We start from the raw sequence: 14,891 nt of genomic DNA on the forward strand, positions 1-14,891 counted from the left end.
CACCACCCCGCCGGGGCCGGCGCGCGAGCGCCGGCCCCGACCGGGAGGTCCGCACCATGACCACCACCGCCACCCGCCCCGACACCGCGGCGCCCTCCCCGGCACCCGCGAAGTCGCAGCTGCCGCGCCGCGGCACCCAGCAGCGCAAGGACCGCAGGCTCGCGTACCTGCTGATCCTCCCCGCCGTGCTGCTCGAGCTGCTCATCCACATCATCCCGATGGTCCTGGGCGTGTGGATCGCCTTCATCGAGCTCGACCAGCGCTCCCTGCGCAACTGGCTGCAGGCGCCGTTCATCGGCCTCGACAACTTCATCCGCGGCCTCGACCCCACGAGCGCCATCGGCTCCGAGTTCCTCGGCTCCGTCGGCCGCACCGCGTTCTACGTCGTGCTGACGCTCGGCGTCTCGTGGGTGCTCGCCATGGCCGCCGCCGTGTTCCTCACGTCGAGCTTCAAGGGCCGCGGCCTGCTGCGCACGCTCTTCCTCGTGCCCTACGCCATCCCCACGTACGTCGGCACCCTCGCCTGGGGCTTCATGCTCAACCAGCAGGACGGCGTCGTGAACCAGGTGATCGTCGACGTGCTCGGCCTCACGAACGACCGGCCGTACTGGCTCATCGGCGACAACTCGTTCATCTCGCTCGTCGTCGTCTCGATCTGGTCGATGTGGCCGTTCGCGTTCCTCATGCTGCTCGCGGCGCTGCAGAACGTGCCGACCGAGGTCTACGAGGCCGCGTCGCTCGACGGCGCCTCGAACTGGAAGCAGTTCTGGACGATCACGCTGCCGATGATCCGCCACGCCAACGCAGCCCTCGTGCTCATCCTCGGCCTGTGGCTCTTCAACCAGTTCAACATCCCGTACGTGCTGTTCGGGCCGCAGTCGCCCGGCCAGGCCCTGCTCATCTCGCCGCTGATCTACCAGAACTCGTTCCTGCTGTGGGACTTCGGCGCCGGCGGTGCCATGAGCTTCCTGCTGCTGCTCGCGCTGCTCGTCGTGTCGGTGTTCTACATCCGACTCGTGCTGCCGAAGGGAGGCGAGCTCGATGATTGAGACTCGCGGATTCAAGATCGCGCGGGCGATCACGCTCACGCTGCTGTCGATCTTCGTGCTCGTGCCGCTGTGGGTCATCGTGACGACGGCGTTCAAGCCGCTCTCCGACGTCTCGGGCACGTTCGTGTGGTTCCCGACGACGTGGACGATCCAGCCGTTCATCGACATGTGGTCGACCGTGCCTCTCGCGCGCTACTTCACGAACTCGCTCGTCGTCACCGTCGTCGCCACGGCGTTCTCGGTGATCGTGTCGATCCTCGCGTCGTACGCCCTCGCGAGGCTGTCCTTCCGCGCCAAGCGGCCCTTCAGCCTCGTGATCCTGTCGACGCAGATGTTCCCCGGCATCCTGTTCCTGCTGCCGCTGTTCCTGATCTTCACGCAGATCCAGCGCACGATCGGGCTGCAGCTCACCGGCAGCCTGCTCGGCATGATCGTCACCTACATGACGTTCACGCTGCCGTTCTCGATCTGGATGCTCACGGGCTACATGCGGGCGATCCCGCAGGCGCTCGAGGAGGCGGCGATGATCGACGGCACCGGCAGGCTCGGCGCCCTGTTCCGCGTCATCCTGCCCGTCGCACGGCCCGGCATCGTCGCGGTCGCGGTGTACTCGTTCATCACGGCGTGGGGCGAGGTGCTGTTCGCCGCGGTGCTCTCGAGCAACGCGACCCGCACCCTGCCCATCGGCCTCCAGGCGTACTCGTCGGAGTCCGACGTGCTCTGGAACCAGCTCATGGCGGCGTCGATCGTCGTCTCGATCCCCATCCTCGTCGGCTTCCTGCTCGTCCAGCGGCACCTCGTCGCCGGACTCTCGGCAGGAGCCGTCAAGTGACCGCAGAAGGAGGCAGCGTGGCGCTGCAGACCCCCGTCGGCATCGGCTTCATCGGTGCGGGCATGATCAGCGAGCAGTACCTCACGAACCTCGCGCAGTACCCCGACGTGCGCGTCGTCATCCTCGGCGACCTCGACGTCGACCGCGCGAGGGCGCAGGCCGACAAGCACGGCGTGCCCTTCGCGGGCACGCCCGCCGAGGTGCTCGCGCACCCCGACGTGCAGCTGATCGTGAACCTCACGATCCCGGCGGCGCACGTCGAGGTGTCGCTGCAGGCGCTCGAGGCCGGCAAGCACGTGTGGAGCGAGAAGCCCATCGGCGTCGACATCGCGTCGGCCCGCGGGCTGCTCGCGCGCGCCGACGAGCTCGGCCTGCGCGTGGGCATCGCGCCCGACACCGTGCTGGGCCAGGGCGTGCAGAGCGGCCTGCGGGCGATCGAGCGCGGCGTCATCGGCACGCCGATCGGTGCGACGACCGTCATGCAGTACGCGGGCCCCGACCTGTTCCACCCGAACCCGGAGTTCCTCTTCGCGCCCGGCGCGGGGCCCGTGTTCGACATGGGGCCGTACTACCTGACGACGCTCGTGAGCGCTCTCGGCGCCATCCGTCGCGTCTCGGCGGTCGGCCGCACGCCGCAGACGACCCGCACGATCAAGGTCGGCGACCGAGCGGGGGAGTCGTTCCCCGTCGACGTGCCCACGCACGTGCACGTCAACATCGAGCTCGAGCGCGGCGTCGCCCAGTCGACGTTCTCGTGGGACACCGCCTACCGTCGCGCGGGCATCGTCGAGATCTCGGGCTCCGAGGGCACGCTGCGCATCCCCGACCCCAACATGTTCGAGGGCGACCTCGAGGTCACGCGCGTCGGCGAGGACTTCCGCGCCGACTCCGCATGGGAGCCCGTCGAGGTCGAGGGCGCCGTCGGCGGCCGGGGCATCGGCATCGTCGACATGGTGCGCGCCATCCGCGAGGGCCGGCCGCACCGCGCGTCGGGCGAGCTCGCGCTGCACGTGCTCGAGGCGATGATCGCGATCGACGAGTCGATCCGCACGGGCCAGCCCGTCGCGCTCGACTCGTCGGTCGAGGCCATGGTGCCCGTCGAGACCGACTTCGACCCGACGGCTGCGCACGAGGCGGTGCGAGCGTGAGCAGCGCGCCGAGAGTCGGCATCCTCGGCGGCGGGTTCATGGCGCGCGTGCACGCGCACGCCGCCCGCTCGGCCCGCGCGGAGCTCGTCGCGATCGCGTCGTCGTCGGCGGCTCGTGCCGCCGACGCGGCCGCCGCGCTGGGCGTCGCGCAGGCGCTGCCGGATGCCGCATCCCTCGTGGCCGCCGACGTCGACGTCGTGCACGTGTGCACGCCGAACACGACGCACGCGTCGTACGCGGCGCAGGCCATCGCGGCCGGCCGCCACGTCGTGTGCGAGAAGCCGCTCGCGACGTCGGTCGACGAGGCGCAGGCGCTCGTGGACGCGCTCGACGAGGCCGGCCTCGTGGGCGCCGTGCCGTTCGTGTACCGCTACCACCCGATGGTGCGCGAGGCGCGAGCGCGCCTCGCGGCCTCGGGCGAGGCGCTGCTGTCGGTCGACGCCGCCTACCTGCAGGACTGGATGCTGCTGCCCGACGACGAGAACTGGCGCGCGGGCGCCGAGCTCGGCGGCCCGTCGCGGGCGTTCGCCGACATCGGCTCGCACCTGCTCGACCTCGTCGAGTTCGTCGCGGGTCAGCGCATCGTGTCGCTCTCGGCGACGACGCGCACGGTCTTCGACCAGCGCGGCGACGCGTCGGTCGCGAACGAGGACATCGCGGCCGTGCTCTTCCGCCTCTCGGGCGGCGCCGTGGGCACCGCGCTCGTGACGCAGATGGCGCCCGGACGCAAGAACGCCCTCACGATCGAGTGGCACGCGGCCGACGCGAGCTACCGCTTCGAGCAGGAGCGGCCCGACGAGCTGTGGATCGGCGAGCGGGCAGGGTCGCGGCTGCTGCAGCGCGATCCCGAGTCGCTCTCGCCCGACGCCGCGCGCCTGTCGCGCGTGCCCGGCGGCCACCCCATGGGCTACCAGGATGCGTTCGACGCGTTCGTCGCCGACGCGTACGCTGCCATCGCAGGCGCGGCGCCCGACGGGCTCCCCACCTTCCACGACGGCGTCCGCGCCGCCGTGCTCACGGACGCGGTGCTGCGGTCGGCGGCCTCCGGCGAGTGGATCGACACGACCGCACGAGCGCGACGGAGCGTGGCCGCATGACCGACGGATCCTTCCAGGCACGACACCCCGTGACCCTGTTCACGGGGCAGTGGGCCGACCTGCCGTTCGAGGAGGTCGCTCGCCTCGCCGCCGAGTGGGGCTACGACGGGCTCGAGATCGCCGCATCCGGCGACCACCTCGACCTCGCGCGCGCCGACGAGGACGACGCGTACGTGCAGTCGCGCCTCGACATCCTCGACCGGCACGGCCTGCAGGTCTTCGCGATCTCGAACCACCTCGCGGGCCAGGCGGTGTGCGACGACCCGATCGACTTCCGTCACCAGGCGATCCTGCGCGACTACGTCTGGGGCGACGGGGATGCGGAGGGCGTGCGCCAGCGCGCCGCGGAGGACATGCAGCGCTCGGCGCGCGTCGCGCGCAAGCTGGGCGTCGACACCGTCGTGGGCTTCACCGGCTCGTCGATCTGGCAGTACGTCGCGATGTTCCCGCCCGTGCCCGCCGACCGCATCGACGCCGGCTACGAGGACTTCGCGAAGCGCTGGAACCCCATCCTCGACGTGTTCGACGGCGAGGGCGTGCGGTTCGCGCACGAGGTGCACCCGAGCGAGATCGCGTACGACTACTGGACGAGCGTGCGCACGCTCGAGGCCATCGACCGCAGGAAGGCGTTCGGGTTCAACTGGGATCCGTCGCACATGCTGTGGCAGGGCGTCGACCCGGTCGCGTTCATCTGGGACTTCCAGGACCGCATCTTCCACGTCGACTGCAAGGACACGCGCCTGCGCCCCGCCAACGGCCGCGCGGGCATCCTCGGCTCGCACCTGCCGTGGGGCGACCCGCGCCGCGGCTGGGACTTCGTGTCGACGGGCCACGGCGACATGCACTGGGAGGACGCCTTCCGCGCCCTCTCGGCGATCGGCTACGACGGCCCCATCTCGATCGAGTGGGAGGACGCCGGCATGGACCGCCTGCACGGCGCGGCGGAGGCCGTGACGCGCATCCGCGAGCTGCTCTGGAAGCTGCCCACGGCATCCTTCGACGCGGCGTTCTCGAACCAGTAGGGCTCTGCACAGTTGAGGGTTTCGGCCCGATGCGACCTCGCATCGGGCCGAAACCCTCAACTACGTTGGGGCGTGGAGGACGAGACTGCCGAGGCGGTCATCGCGACGCGGTGGCTGTGGTTCGCCGAGGTCGAGGGCGACCTGCGCAGCCCGCGGTACGCCGACTGGGCGCGTGGGCTCGCGGGCGACGAGGACCTGCTCGCGAGGCTCGCACCGCTGACCCGCATCGAGCAGCAGCCGAACCTCGTGCTGTCGGCCATGCGCTTCGCGGGCGTCGACCCGCTGCTGCCGTGGACGTGGGCGCAGGCGGTCGTGCACGAGCGGTGGGATGCGATCGAGGCGTGCGTGCGCACCCGCCGCACGCAGACGAACGAGGCACGGCGCCTCGCGACGCTGCTGCCGGCGTTCGCGTCGCAGCCGCAGCCGCTCGCCATCGTCGAGGTCGGTGCATCCATGGGGCTCTGCCTGCAGCCCGGCCGCTGGTCGTACGCCTACGAGACCGCGGCGGGGGAGCGTGTGCTCGGCGACCCGGCCGCGCCACGGCTCGAGGCGCGCCTCGACGGAGCCGTGCCGCGCATGCCCGACATCGCTTGGTCGGCCGGCCTCGACATCCACCCGCTCTCGGCGGCGAGCGACGACGACGTGCGCTGGCTCGAGACGCTCATCTGGCCGATCGGCGACGGCGAGCCCAACGCCGAGCGGCTCGACCGCCTGCACGCGGCCGTGGCGATCGCGCGCGCGCACGGCCCGACGGTGCGCGACGGCGACCTGCTCGACGGCACGATGGCGCTCGTCGACGAGGCGCGCGACCGTGCGGCGACGACCGTCGTGTTCCACACCGCCGTGCTCGCCTACGTCGCCGCCGAGGGCCGCGCGGCGTTCGCCGAGACGATGCGCGGCAGCGATGCGACGTGGATCTCGAACGAGGGCCTCGGCGTGCTGCCCGAGGTCCGTGTACGGCTCGACGCCCTCGACGCGGGCCCGGGTGCCGCCGACTTCTGCATCGCGGTCGACGAGCAGCCGTTCGCGCTCGCCGACGCGCACGGCGGATGGGTGCGCCTGCTCGAGCGGTGAGCGGGCATAGCGCCGAGCGGTAGGGTTCCCGGGTGCCCGACGACGATCGCGATGCCCTCAGCTGGGACGGTGACGCCGACGACGAGACGCTCGTGACGAACGAGCCGGAGGCGCCCGCAACCACCGCCGCAGCGGCGAGCGCAGCTCCTGCGGCCGTCGCGATCGCCGCCGACCCCGCCCAGCGCATCCGGGCCGTCGCCGGCCTGCTCTTCCTGCTCATCGCCATCGCCGCGGCGGTCGGCTGGGTCGTCGTGATGCTCGAGAACCCCGCGCAGCAGCAGACGATCCTCGGTCTCGCGATGTACCAGCTCGGCGAGCTGCTCGCCGTGCTCGCGCCCATCGGCTGGTGGCTCGCCGCGCGCCGCCTGTCGACGCAGCCCGTGCCGTGGTGGATCGCCGGCGTCGTCGTGACGGCACCGTGGCCGCTGCTCGTGGGGGTGCTCGCATGACCGACCGCGCCGAGACGAACGAGCCCGAGGGGGCCGAGGTCGTGGAGCCCGAGACGCCCGTCGCCGACGACGTCGAGACGGATGTCGACGAGGTCGACGAGCCGAGGGATGCCGCGGACGAGCAGGCGGAGGACGACGAGTCGACCGAGCGCGTCGAGCGTCGCAGCGACGTCGTGATCGTGATGGCGGTCTTCGTCGTGCTGTTCGGCTACCAGCTGTACGCGGCGGTCTCGAACCTCATCGGGTTGCCCGAGGTGTACGCGGCCGCCGGCATCACCGATGCCGTGCCGTGGGCGATCCTCGTCGCCAACGTGGCCGCGCCGGCCGTGGCGTTCGCCGCAGCCTCCGCCGTCGCGCGCGGCCGCCGGCTCGCGGCCCGCGCGGGCATCCTGCTGCTCGGCTTCGGCGTGAGCGCGCAGCTGAGCCTGCTCTGCGAGGAGCTCGCGCGGCAGGCGGCGATCGCCGCCTTCTCGCACTAGGCGGGCCCGTGATCGCCGATGCCCTCGCCACCGTGCAGGAGTGGCACGCGGACGAGCGATGGGGACGCGTCGTGGTCGAATCCGGCGATGCGGTCTGGGTGCACTTCTCGGCGATCGAAGGCCGTGTCCTCGGTGCGCTGGAGGTCGGCGAGCAGGTGCGCGTCTGGTGCGAGCCCGGACTGCAGCAGGGCGAGCATCAGGCAGAGCGCGTCGTGCCGATGACGGGCTACGACCCGAATGCGACGAGGCCGACGCCGCCGAGCGAGGCCTACCGATCCAGCCTGACGATCGTCGACGACCCGGAGTAGGGCCGCCGTCCGGTGGCGCGCGAATCGCGCGTTGGCCGTTTCCTGAACGAGCCGAAGGATGGGCGATTCTTTCGCCGACGCCGTGACGCCGCGAGGTCGACCCGCCTGATCGACTGCTCGGTGGAGAGGCGAACACCGATGACGATGGATCTGCACGAGGCCGCACTGGCCTATCACCAGCACCCCAGGCCGGGGAAGATCAGCGTCGAGCTGACGAAGCCGACCGAGGACGCCCGCGACCTCGCACTCGCCTACAGCCCCGGCGTCGCGGCGCCCGTGCGCGAGATCGCGAAGGATCCCGAGAACGCATACCGGTACACCGGCAAGGGCAACCTCGTCGGCGTGATCACCGACGGCACCGCCATCCTCGGCCTCGGCGATCTCGGTCCGCTCGCGAGCAAGCCCGTCATGGAGGGCAAGGGCGTGCTGTTCCGCAGGTTCGCGGGCATCGACGTCTTCGACATCGAGGTCGACGCGCGCGATCAGGACGCGTTCATCGAGACGGTCGCGAGCATCGCGCCGACGTTCGGTGGCATCAACCTCGAGGACATCGCCGCCCCCGCGTGCTTCGAGATCGAGCGCATCCTCAGCGAGCGCTGCGACATCCCCGTGTTCCACGACGACCAGCACGGCACGGCGATCATCGCTGCCGCGGCGCTGCTGAACGCGCTCGAGCTGACGGACCGTGCGATCGCCGACGCTCGCGTCGTCTGCGTCGGCGCCGGGGCCGCCGGCATCTCGACGCTGCGCCTGCTCACGGCGCTCGGCGTGCGCGCCCAGAACCTGCTGCTCGTCGACTCCCGCGGCGTCGTGCACGCGGATCGCACCGATCTCAACGCGTACAAGGCCGAGTTCGCGCATGCGGGCCCCGAGCGCACGCTCGCGGATGCGCTCGCCGGTGCCGACGTCTCCATCGGCGTCTCGGGCCCCGGCATCCTCACGCCCGAGCTGCTGCGCTCCATGGCGCCGGCCCCGATCGTGTTCGGGCTCGCGAACCCCGACCCCGAGATCGACCCGAGCCTCGCGCACGCGACGCGTGCCGACGTGATCATGGCGACGGGGCGCAGCGATCACCCCAACCAGGTCAACAACGTGCTCGGCTTCCCGTTCATCTTCCGCGGCGCCCTCGACGTGCGCGCCGCCCGCGTGAACGAGGAGATGAAGCTCGCGGCCGTGCATGCGATCGCGGCGCTCGCGAAGGAGCCCGTGCCCGCCGAGGTGCGCGCCGCGTACGGCGGCGTCGAGCTCGCGTTCGGCCCCGACTGCATCATCCCCAAGCCGCTCGACCCGCGCCTGCTGGGCGTCGTGTCGGCCGCGGTCGCACGGGCTGCGGTCGACTCGGGCGTGGCCAGGCGTCCGTATCCGAGCCACTACCCGCTGACGTCGTTGGAGGACATCGTCTACCACTGACGGCGGGGCGCCACCGGGTCAGCGCGGCACGAAGGCCCGCGCCCGCATCAGATGGCGGCGACCAGCACGAGCGCCGCGAGCACGACCTGCCCGATCGCGCGCGGCACGAGCGGCACGGCCATCGGGCCGAAGCGGTCGGGGTGACGCGCGGCGTAGGCGTTGGCCGGGAAGACCGCGATGAGCAGGGCGATGAGGCCGATGCCGGCGGCGAAGCGCACGGGCATCCACGGCGCGAGCAGGCCGATGCCGCCGAGGATCTCGGCGATGCCCGAGATGATGACGAGCGAGCGCGCCGAGCGGATGCCGGTGCCCTTGATGCCCGGCGGGATCATCGCGCCCATGCCGCGAGCGACCTTCGGCACGAAGTGCAGCGCGCCCATGGCGACGAAGACGACGGCGAGCACGATCCGCAGCACCCACTGCACGACTTCGAAGGCATCCATCGCCTCCATCCTCCCGCACGCGGGGAGGCGCGGAGACCAGGGTCAGCGCGGCGGCATGGGCGCGCCGGGCGGCGGCCACGGCACCTGGCCCTGCACGGGCGGCACCATCTGCGGGGCGCCGTAGCCGTGCGCGGGCGGCTGCGGCTGCAGCTGCGGCACGGGCTGCGCCACGAGCTGCTGCGACTGCGCCGTCGAGCCGGGGCCGTCGGCGATCGGCTCGACCGTCACGGCCGTGCCGTACGCGCAGATCTCGGTCCACGCGCTCGCGATCTCGTTGGCGTCGAAGCGCATCGCGAGGATGGCGTTGGCGCCGCGGCGCTGCGCCTCCTCGACCATGCGCCCCATGACCTGCATGCGCGACTCCACGAGCATCTGCGTGAACTCGGGGATCTCGCCGCCGCCGATCGCACGCCATCCGGCGACCCAGTTCGTGGCGGCGTCGCGGCTGCGCACCGTGAGGCCCATGACCTCGCCGTGCACCGCGAGCACGCGGAAGCCGGGGAGGTCGTTCGTGGTGACGATGATCATGCGCCCGAGTCTGGCGCGTGACGCTGCGAGTCCGCCATGCCTCGAGGCGCCGCGGATGCTCGGTAGGCTCGTCGAGGCACCGCGACGTGCCGAGCCCCCGCCACGCAATCGAGGAGCATCCGCGTGTCCAAGCCCGTCGTCCTGATCGCCGAGACGCTCTCGAGCGCCACCATCGACGCCCTCGGCCCCGACTTCGAGGTCCGTCACGTCGACGGCACCGATCGTCCCGCGCTGCTGTCGGCGCTCGCCGACGCGAACGCGCTGCTCGTGCGCTCGGCGACGCAGGTGGATGCGGAGGCCCTCGCGGCCGCGCCGCACCTGCAGGTCGTCGCCCGTGCCGGCGTCGGCCTCGACAACGTCGACGTGCCCGCCTCGACGAAGGCCGGCGTCATGGTCGTGAACGCGCCGACGTCGAACATCATCTCGGCTGCCGAGCTCGCGATCGCGCACATCCTCGGCCTCGCCCGCCACCTGCCCGAGGCGCACGCCTCGCTGAAGGCGGGGGAGTGGAAGCGCAGCCAGTTCACCGGCGTCGAGCTGTACGAGAAGACCATCGGCATCGTCGGCCTCGGCCGCATCGGCGTGCTCGTCGCCGAGCGCCTCGCCGGGTTCGGCGTCAAGCTCGTCGCCTTCGACCCCTACGTGAGCCCCGCGCGCGCCGCGCAGCTGGGCGTCGAGCTGCGCACGCTCGACGAGCTCATGGCCGAGTCGGACTTCATCACGATCCACATCCCGCGCACGCCCGAGACGACGGGCCTCATCGCCGCGCCGCAGCTCGCGCTCGCCAAGCCCACGCTGCGCATCGTCAACGCGAGCCGCGGCGGCATCGTCGACGAGGCTGCGCTCGCGGATGCGCTGCGCGAGGGCCGCATCGCCGGCGCCGGCCTCGACGTGTTCGTCTCGGAGCCGCCGAAGGACGACGCGCTCACGTCGCTCCCGACCATCCAGGTCACGCCCCACCTCGGCGCCTCGACCGACGAGGCGCAGGAGAAGGCGGGCGTCGCCGTGGCGAAGTCGGTGCGCCTCGCGCTCGCCGGCGACCTCGTGCCCGACGCCGTCAACGTCGCCGGCGGCATCATCGACCCGTACGTGCGCCCGGGCATCGGCCTCGCCGAGCAGCTCGGCCAGTTCGCGGCGGGCCTCGCGGCCGGCCCCGTGGAGTCGGTCGACGTCGAGGTGCACGGCGACCTCGCCCAGTACGACGTGAAGGTGCTGCGCCTCGGCGCGCTCAAGGGCTTCTTCTCGCGCATCGTCAGCGAGCAGGGCGTCACGTTCGTCAACGCGCCCGTCATCGCGCAGGAGCGTGGCGTGACGAGCGAGCTCACGGTCGACGAGCGCAGCGACGAGTACCGCAACACGGTCTCGGTCGTCGCTGCGACGAGCGACGGCCAGCGCGTCTCGGTCACGGGCACGCTCACGGGCCCGAAGCAGGTCGCGAAGATCGTCGCGATCAACGGCCACGACGTCGAGGTGCCGTTCGCGTCGCACCACGTCGTCATGACGTACGAGGACCGTCCCGGCATCGTCGCGATCTACGGTCGCGCGCTCGGCGAGGCCGACATCAACATCGCCGGCATGCAGATCGCGCGCACGAACGCGGGCGGCAAGGCGCTGTCGATCCTCACGATCGACCAGGCCGCGCCCGAGGCGCTGCTCGCGGAGATCGGCGAGGCCATCCAGGCCGACTCGATCCGCGAGATCGACATCGTCGAGCTCTGACCCGCGCCGCGCCGCGTCGGGCTGCGTGCCTGGCGCGGTGTCGGAGGTCGCGGCTAGCGTCGCGGGCATGACCTCCACGCAGACGGATCAGCACTCCTCGGAGAACGACCAGGCTCGCATCGTGCTCGTCCCGGGCTTCTGGCTCGGGGCATGGGCGTGGGACGACGTCGCCGAGCGGCTGCGCGCCGCGGGGCACGAGGTCGTCGCGCTCACCCTGCCGGGGCTCGAGCCCGGCAGCGACCCTTCGACGGTCACGGTCGAGAGCCACGTGCAGGCGATCCTCGACGCCGTCGGCGAGGGTCCGGCCGCGCTCGTGTCGCACTCGGGGTCGGCGTTCGCGGCGACGGCCGCGATCGATCGTGCACCGGATGCCGTGCGCCACGTCGTGTGGGTCGACACGTGCCCCGTCGTCGACGGCGCGGCGATGGATGCGAGCCTCGAGGGCCCTGGCCTCGCGATCGACGCGGTGTGGGACGACGAGCTCGAGGGCGGCTCGATGCGCGACCTCACCGACGAGCAGCTCGCCACCTTCCGCGAGCGCGCGGTGCTCGAGCCGGCCGCGATCGTGCGCGACCCCGTCGCCCTGCACGACGACCGCCGACTCGACGTGCCGCAGACGCTCGTCGCGACGGCGTTCACGGGAGACGAGTACCGCGCGTACGCCGAGCAGGGCGTGCCCTTCCTGCGCGGCCTCGGCGAGCAGCGCGCGCTGACGATCGTCGACCTGCCGACGGGCCACTGGCCCATGTGGTCGAAGCCGGCCGAGCTCGCGGCGCTCATCGCCGAGCGCGCCTGACGGAGTCGTCGATGCGCGCGGCGGTCGCGACGATCATCGTCGCCGTGCTCGCGTGCGGCCTGCTCGCCGGGTGCGGAGGCTCGGATGCCGAGGCGCCCACCGTCGCTCGCTACGAGCCGAGCGGCGAAGGCGGTGACGCCGCGCTGCTCGGGGGAGTCGTGCGCATCGAGCACGGCTGCCTGGTCATCGAATCCGATGGCGCGCTGCACCTGCCGATCTTCGCGACGACCGACGTTCGCCCCGATGGCTGGGAGGACGGTGACGCGGTCGAGCTCGGCGGCGGGTTCGCGCCAGGCGTCGACGCGACGGTGCCCGACGCGTGCGCGGGGCTCGGCCTCGATCGCTTCGTCGTGGCCGCGCCGGAGTGAGTCAGTCGCGGGCGCGGCGCACGATGTCGTCGACGGCCGCGACGATGCGCTCGACGTCGTCGTCGCTCGGCGCCCATGCGGGGTCGAGGCCCGACCGCAGGTAGATGCCGTCGCTCATGAGCGCGACGACCGGGGCGAGGTCGTCGCCGATCGCGTCGGCGATGACGCCGCGGTAGCCGTCGTCGACGCGCTGCAGCGCCTCGCGCAGCGACGGGTGCTGCTCCGACTGGATGAGGCGGAACGCCGCGACGAACGCGCGGTCGATCGCCGTCTCGCGCACGATCGAGCCGCGGATGAACCGGGCGACGGGATCCGCCTCGCCGCGCAGCGCCTCCGCATCCTCGGCGCCCAGCGCATCCAGGCGCTCCGCGAGCCCCTCGACGAGGGCCTCGCGCGAGCCGAAGTGGTACAGCAGGCCGCCCTTCGAGACGCCGGCGTGCTCGGCGACGGCCTGCAGCGTCGCGGCGCGCTCGCCCTGCTCGACGACCACCTCCACGAAGGCGTCGAGGATCGCTTCGCGGGCGGTGGGTCGCTCGGGCATGCCTCCAGCATACGTTGCCAACTGTACCGTCTGGACGGTACAGTGATGGCCATGTCCACGATCCAGACCCAGACCTCGCGTGCCGGTGTGCGTGAGTGGATCGCGCTCGCCGTGCTCATGCTGCCCGTGCTCCTCGTCGCGATCGACAACACCGTGCTCGCCTTCGCCCTGCCCGAGATCGCCGGAGCGCTCGAGCCCACCGGCGCGCAGCAGCTCTGGATCGTCGACGTCTACCCGCTCGTGCTCGCGGGCCTGCTCGTGCCCATGGGCGTGCTCGGCGACCGCTTCGGCCGGCGCCGCCTCCTGCTCATCGGCGCCGTCGGCTTCGGCGTCGTCTCGGTGCTGTGCGCCTTCGCGCCCACCGCCGAGCTGCTCATCGCCGGCCGCGCCCTGCAGGGCCTCTTCGGTGCGACGCTCATGCCGTCGACGATGTCGCTGCTGCGCAGCCTGTTCGTCGACCGCGTGCAGCGCCGCCTCGCCATCGCCATCTGGGCGACGGGCTTCTCGGTCGGCTCGGCGGTCGGCCCCGCCGTCGGCGGCCTGCTGCTCGCCCACTTCTGGTGGGGCAGCATCTTCCTGCTCGCGATCCCGCTGCTGCTGCCGATGCTCGTGCTCGTGCCGCTGCTCGTGCGCGAGAGCCGCGACCCGAAGGCGCCGAAGGTCGACCTCGTCGGCATCGTGCTCGCGATGCTCACGCTCACGCCGCTCGCCGCGGCCGTGAAGCACGTCGCGACCGACGGCGTCGATGCCGTCGCGATCGGCCTCGCGGCCCTCGCCACCGCATCCGGCGTGCTGTTCGTGCGCCGCATGCAGCGCGTCGAGCACCCGATGCTCGACCTCGCGCTGCTGCGCGACCGCGCGTTCTCGACCGGCGTGCTCGTGAACCTGCTGTCGGTCGTCGCGCTCGTCGGCTTCCTGTTCTTCCTCACGCAGCACCTGCAGCTCGTCGTCGGCATGTCGACGCTCGAGGCGGCGCTCGTGCTGCTGCCGGGCACCGCCGCGATGATCGTCGCGGGCCTCGGCTCGGTGCGGCTCGTGCGTCGCATCCGTCAGGAGGTCGTCATGGTGGGCGCGCTCGTCGCGTCGACCATCGCGTACGTGACGGTGGCGGTGCTCGGCGCCGACATCTCGGTCGCGGCCATCGCGGCGGCCTTCGCGCTGCTCGGCGCCGGCATCGGCGCTGCCGAGACGCTGTCGAACGACCTCGTGCTCGCGAGCGCACCCGTCGACAAGGCCGGTGCCGCGGCGGGCGTCTCCGAGACGGCCTACGAGCTCGGCGCCGTGCTCGGCACCGCCGTGCTCGGCGGCATCCTCACGTCCGTCTACCAGTCGACGCTCGTCGTGCCGAGCGGCATCGCCGCCGACGACGCCGCGCGAGCGGGGGAGACCCTCAGCGGCGCGCTGCACGTGTCGGATGCCGTGGGCGGCGAGGCGGGACTCGCGCTCGCCGAGGCCGCGCGCCACGCGTTCGACGCCGGCGTCGTGTGGACCGCGGGCGCCGGTGCCGTGCTCATCGCATCCGCCGCCGTGCTCACGTGGTGGCGCCTCGTGCGCGGGCGCAGCGGCGGGCCGACGACGGCCGCCGTCGCGATCGCCGCGGCCGAGCGCTGACCGGGCCGTCGGGCGCG

The 14,891-nt window shown here is 72.3% G+C and carries 17 protein-coding genes; 14 read left to right on the top strand and 3 right to left on the bottom strand.

The annotated features are described in order from the left end of the window. Nucleotides 1-56 precede the first annotated feature (56 nt). The 10 genes from BLQ67_RS12785 (at nt 57) to BLQ67_RS12830 (ending at nt 8,868) form a co-directional block, all read left to right on the top strand. The gene (locus tag BLQ67_RS12785) at nt 57-1,049 is read left to right on the top strand and encodes a carbohydrate ABC transporter permease (RefSeq protein ID WP_092505630.1); all 993 of its coding nucleotides are present in this window, start codon (nt 57-59) and stop codon (nt 1,047-1,049) included. Then, nucleotides 1,042-1,881 carry a carbohydrate ABC transporter permease gene (locus tag BLQ67_RS12790; RefSeq protein ID WP_092505632.1) on the top strand — a complete coding sequence of 280 codons (840 nt, stop codon included), beginning with the start codon at nt 1,042-1,044 and terminating at the stop codon, nt 1,879-1,881. The genes BLQ67_RS12785 and BLQ67_RS12790 overlap by 8 nt, the downstream gene beginning before the upstream one ends. Nucleotides 1,882-1,898: 17 nt before the next feature. After that, the gene (locus tag BLQ67_RS12795; RefSeq protein ID WP_331711972.1) at nt 1,899-3,029 is read left to right on the top strand and encodes a Gfo/Idh/MocA family protein; all 1,131 of its coding nucleotides are present in this window, start codon (nt 1,899-1,901) and stop codon (nt 3,027-3,029) included. After that, nucleotides 3,026-4,126 (top strand): Gfo/Idh/MocA family protein, encoded by a 1,101-nt coding sequence (locus BLQ67_RS12800; RefSeq protein ID WP_269457084.1) that lies wholly within the window; start codon nt 3,026-3,028, stop codon nt 4,124-4,126. Before BLQ67_RS12795 ends, BLQ67_RS12800 begins: the two co-directional genes overlap by 4 nt. Continuing rightward, nucleotides 4,123-5,148 (top strand): sugar phosphate isomerase/epimerase family protein, encoded by a 1,026-nt coding sequence (locus tag BLQ67_RS12805; RefSeq protein WP_172802332.1) that lies wholly within the window; start codon nt 4,123-4,125, stop codon nt 5,146-5,148. Before BLQ67_RS12800 ends, BLQ67_RS12805 begins: the two co-directional genes overlap by 4 nt. A 72-nt stretch (nt 5,149-5,220) precedes the next feature. Next, nucleotides 5,221-6,222 (top strand): DUF2332 domain-containing protein, encoded by a 1,002-nt coding sequence (locus tag BLQ67_RS12810; protein ID WP_092505634.1) that lies wholly within the window; start codon nt 5,221-5,223, stop codon nt 6,220-6,222. Between the two features lie 32 nt (nt 6,223-6,254). After that, the gene (locus BLQ67_RS12815; RefSeq protein ID WP_092505636.1) at nt 6,255-6,671 is read left to right on the top strand and encodes a hypothetical protein; all 417 of its coding nucleotides are present in this window, start codon (nt 6,255-6,257) and stop codon (nt 6,669-6,671) included. Then, nucleotides 6,668-7,150 carry a hypothetical protein gene (locus tag BLQ67_RS12820; protein WP_092505638.1) on the top strand — a complete coding sequence of 161 codons (483 nt, stop codon included), beginning with the start codon at nt 6,668-6,670 and terminating at the stop codon, nt 7,148-7,150. The genes BLQ67_RS12815 and BLQ67_RS12820 overlap by 4 nt, the downstream gene beginning before the upstream one ends. Nucleotides 7,151-7,158: 8 nt before the next feature. After that, complete coding sequence (locus BLQ67_RS12825) at nt 7,159-7,458, top strand: cold-shock protein (protein ID WP_092505640.1); 300 nt, start codon at nt 7,159-7,161, stop codon at nt 7,456-7,458. A gap of 138 nt (nt 7,459-7,596) precedes the next feature. After that, the gene (locus BLQ67_RS12830) at nt 7,597-8,868 is read left to right on the top strand and encodes a malic enzyme-like NAD(P)-binding protein (RefSeq protein WP_092505642.1); all 1,272 of its coding nucleotides are present in this window, start codon (nt 7,597-7,599) and stop codon (nt 8,866-8,868) included. Between the two features lie 47 nt (nt 8,869-8,915). On the opposite strand, the gene BLQ67_RS12835 is transcribed toward BLQ67_RS12830, so the two are convergent. Together BLQ67_RS12835 and BLQ67_RS12840 are read right to left on the bottom strand one after the other, a co-directional pair. Then, nucleotides 8,916-9,311 (bottom strand): DoxX family protein, encoded by a 396-nt coding sequence (locus BLQ67_RS12835; protein ID WP_092505644.1) that lies wholly within the window; start codon nt 9,309-9,311, stop codon nt 8,916-8,918. A gap of 42 nt (nt 9,312-9,353) precedes the next feature. Next, nucleotides 9,354-9,839 carry a YbjQ family protein gene (locus BLQ67_RS12840; protein WP_092505646.1) on the bottom strand — a complete coding sequence of 162 codons (486 nt, stop codon included), beginning with the start codon at nt 9,837-9,839 and terminating at the stop codon, nt 9,354-9,356. A 123-nt stretch (nt 9,840-9,962) separates the two neighbouring features. On the opposite strand from BLQ67_RS12840, the gene serA reads away from it, so the two are divergent. The 3 genes from serA to BLQ67_RS12855 all read left to right on the top strand — a co-directional run bounded on the left by serA (nt 9,963) and on the right by BLQ67_RS12855 (nt 12,722). Continuing rightward, complete coding sequence (gene serA / locus BLQ67_RS12845) at nt 9,963-11,558, top strand: phosphoglycerate dehydrogenase (RefSeq protein WP_092505648.1); 1,596 nt, start codon at nt 9,963-9,965, stop codon at nt 11,556-11,558. A 67-nt stretch (nt 11,559-11,625) separates the two neighbouring features. Then, nucleotides 11,626-12,354, top strand: a complete 729-nt coding sequence (locus BLQ67_RS12850) for an alpha/beta fold hydrolase (RefSeq protein WP_092505650.1) — start codon at nt 11,626-11,628, stop codon at nt 12,352-12,354. Continuing rightward, on the top strand, nt 12,306-12,722 hold the full coding sequence (locus tag BLQ67_RS12855) for a hypothetical protein (protein ID WP_092505652.1): 417 nt from the start codon (nt 12,306-12,308) through the stop codon (nt 12,720-12,722). Before BLQ67_RS12850 ends, BLQ67_RS12855 begins: the two co-directional genes overlap by 49 nt. Nucleotide 12,723: 1 nt before the next feature. Here the strand turns inward: BLQ67_RS12855 and BLQ67_RS16975 are convergent, their stop codons facing one another. Next, nucleotides 12,724-13,263 (bottom strand): TetR/AcrR family transcriptional regulator, encoded by a 540-nt coding sequence (locus tag BLQ67_RS16975; protein WP_092505654.1) that lies wholly within the window; start codon nt 13,261-13,263, stop codon nt 12,724-12,726. A gap of 45 nt (nt 13,264-13,308) precedes the next feature. Between BLQ67_RS16975 and BLQ67_RS12865 the strand changes: the two genes are divergently transcribed. Then, the gene (locus BLQ67_RS12865) at nt 13,309-14,874 is read left to right on the top strand and encodes an MFS transporter (protein ID WP_092505656.1); all 1,566 of its coding nucleotides are present in this window, start codon (nt 13,309-13,311) and stop codon (nt 14,872-14,874) included. The last annotated feature ends 17 nt before the right edge of the window (nt 14,875-14,891 follow it).

It is taken from the genome of Agrococcus jejuensis (genome assembly GCF_900099705.1).
Classification (GTDB): Bacteria; Actinomycetota; Actinomycetes; order Actinomycetales; family Microbacteriaceae; genus Agrococcus; species Agrococcus jejuensis.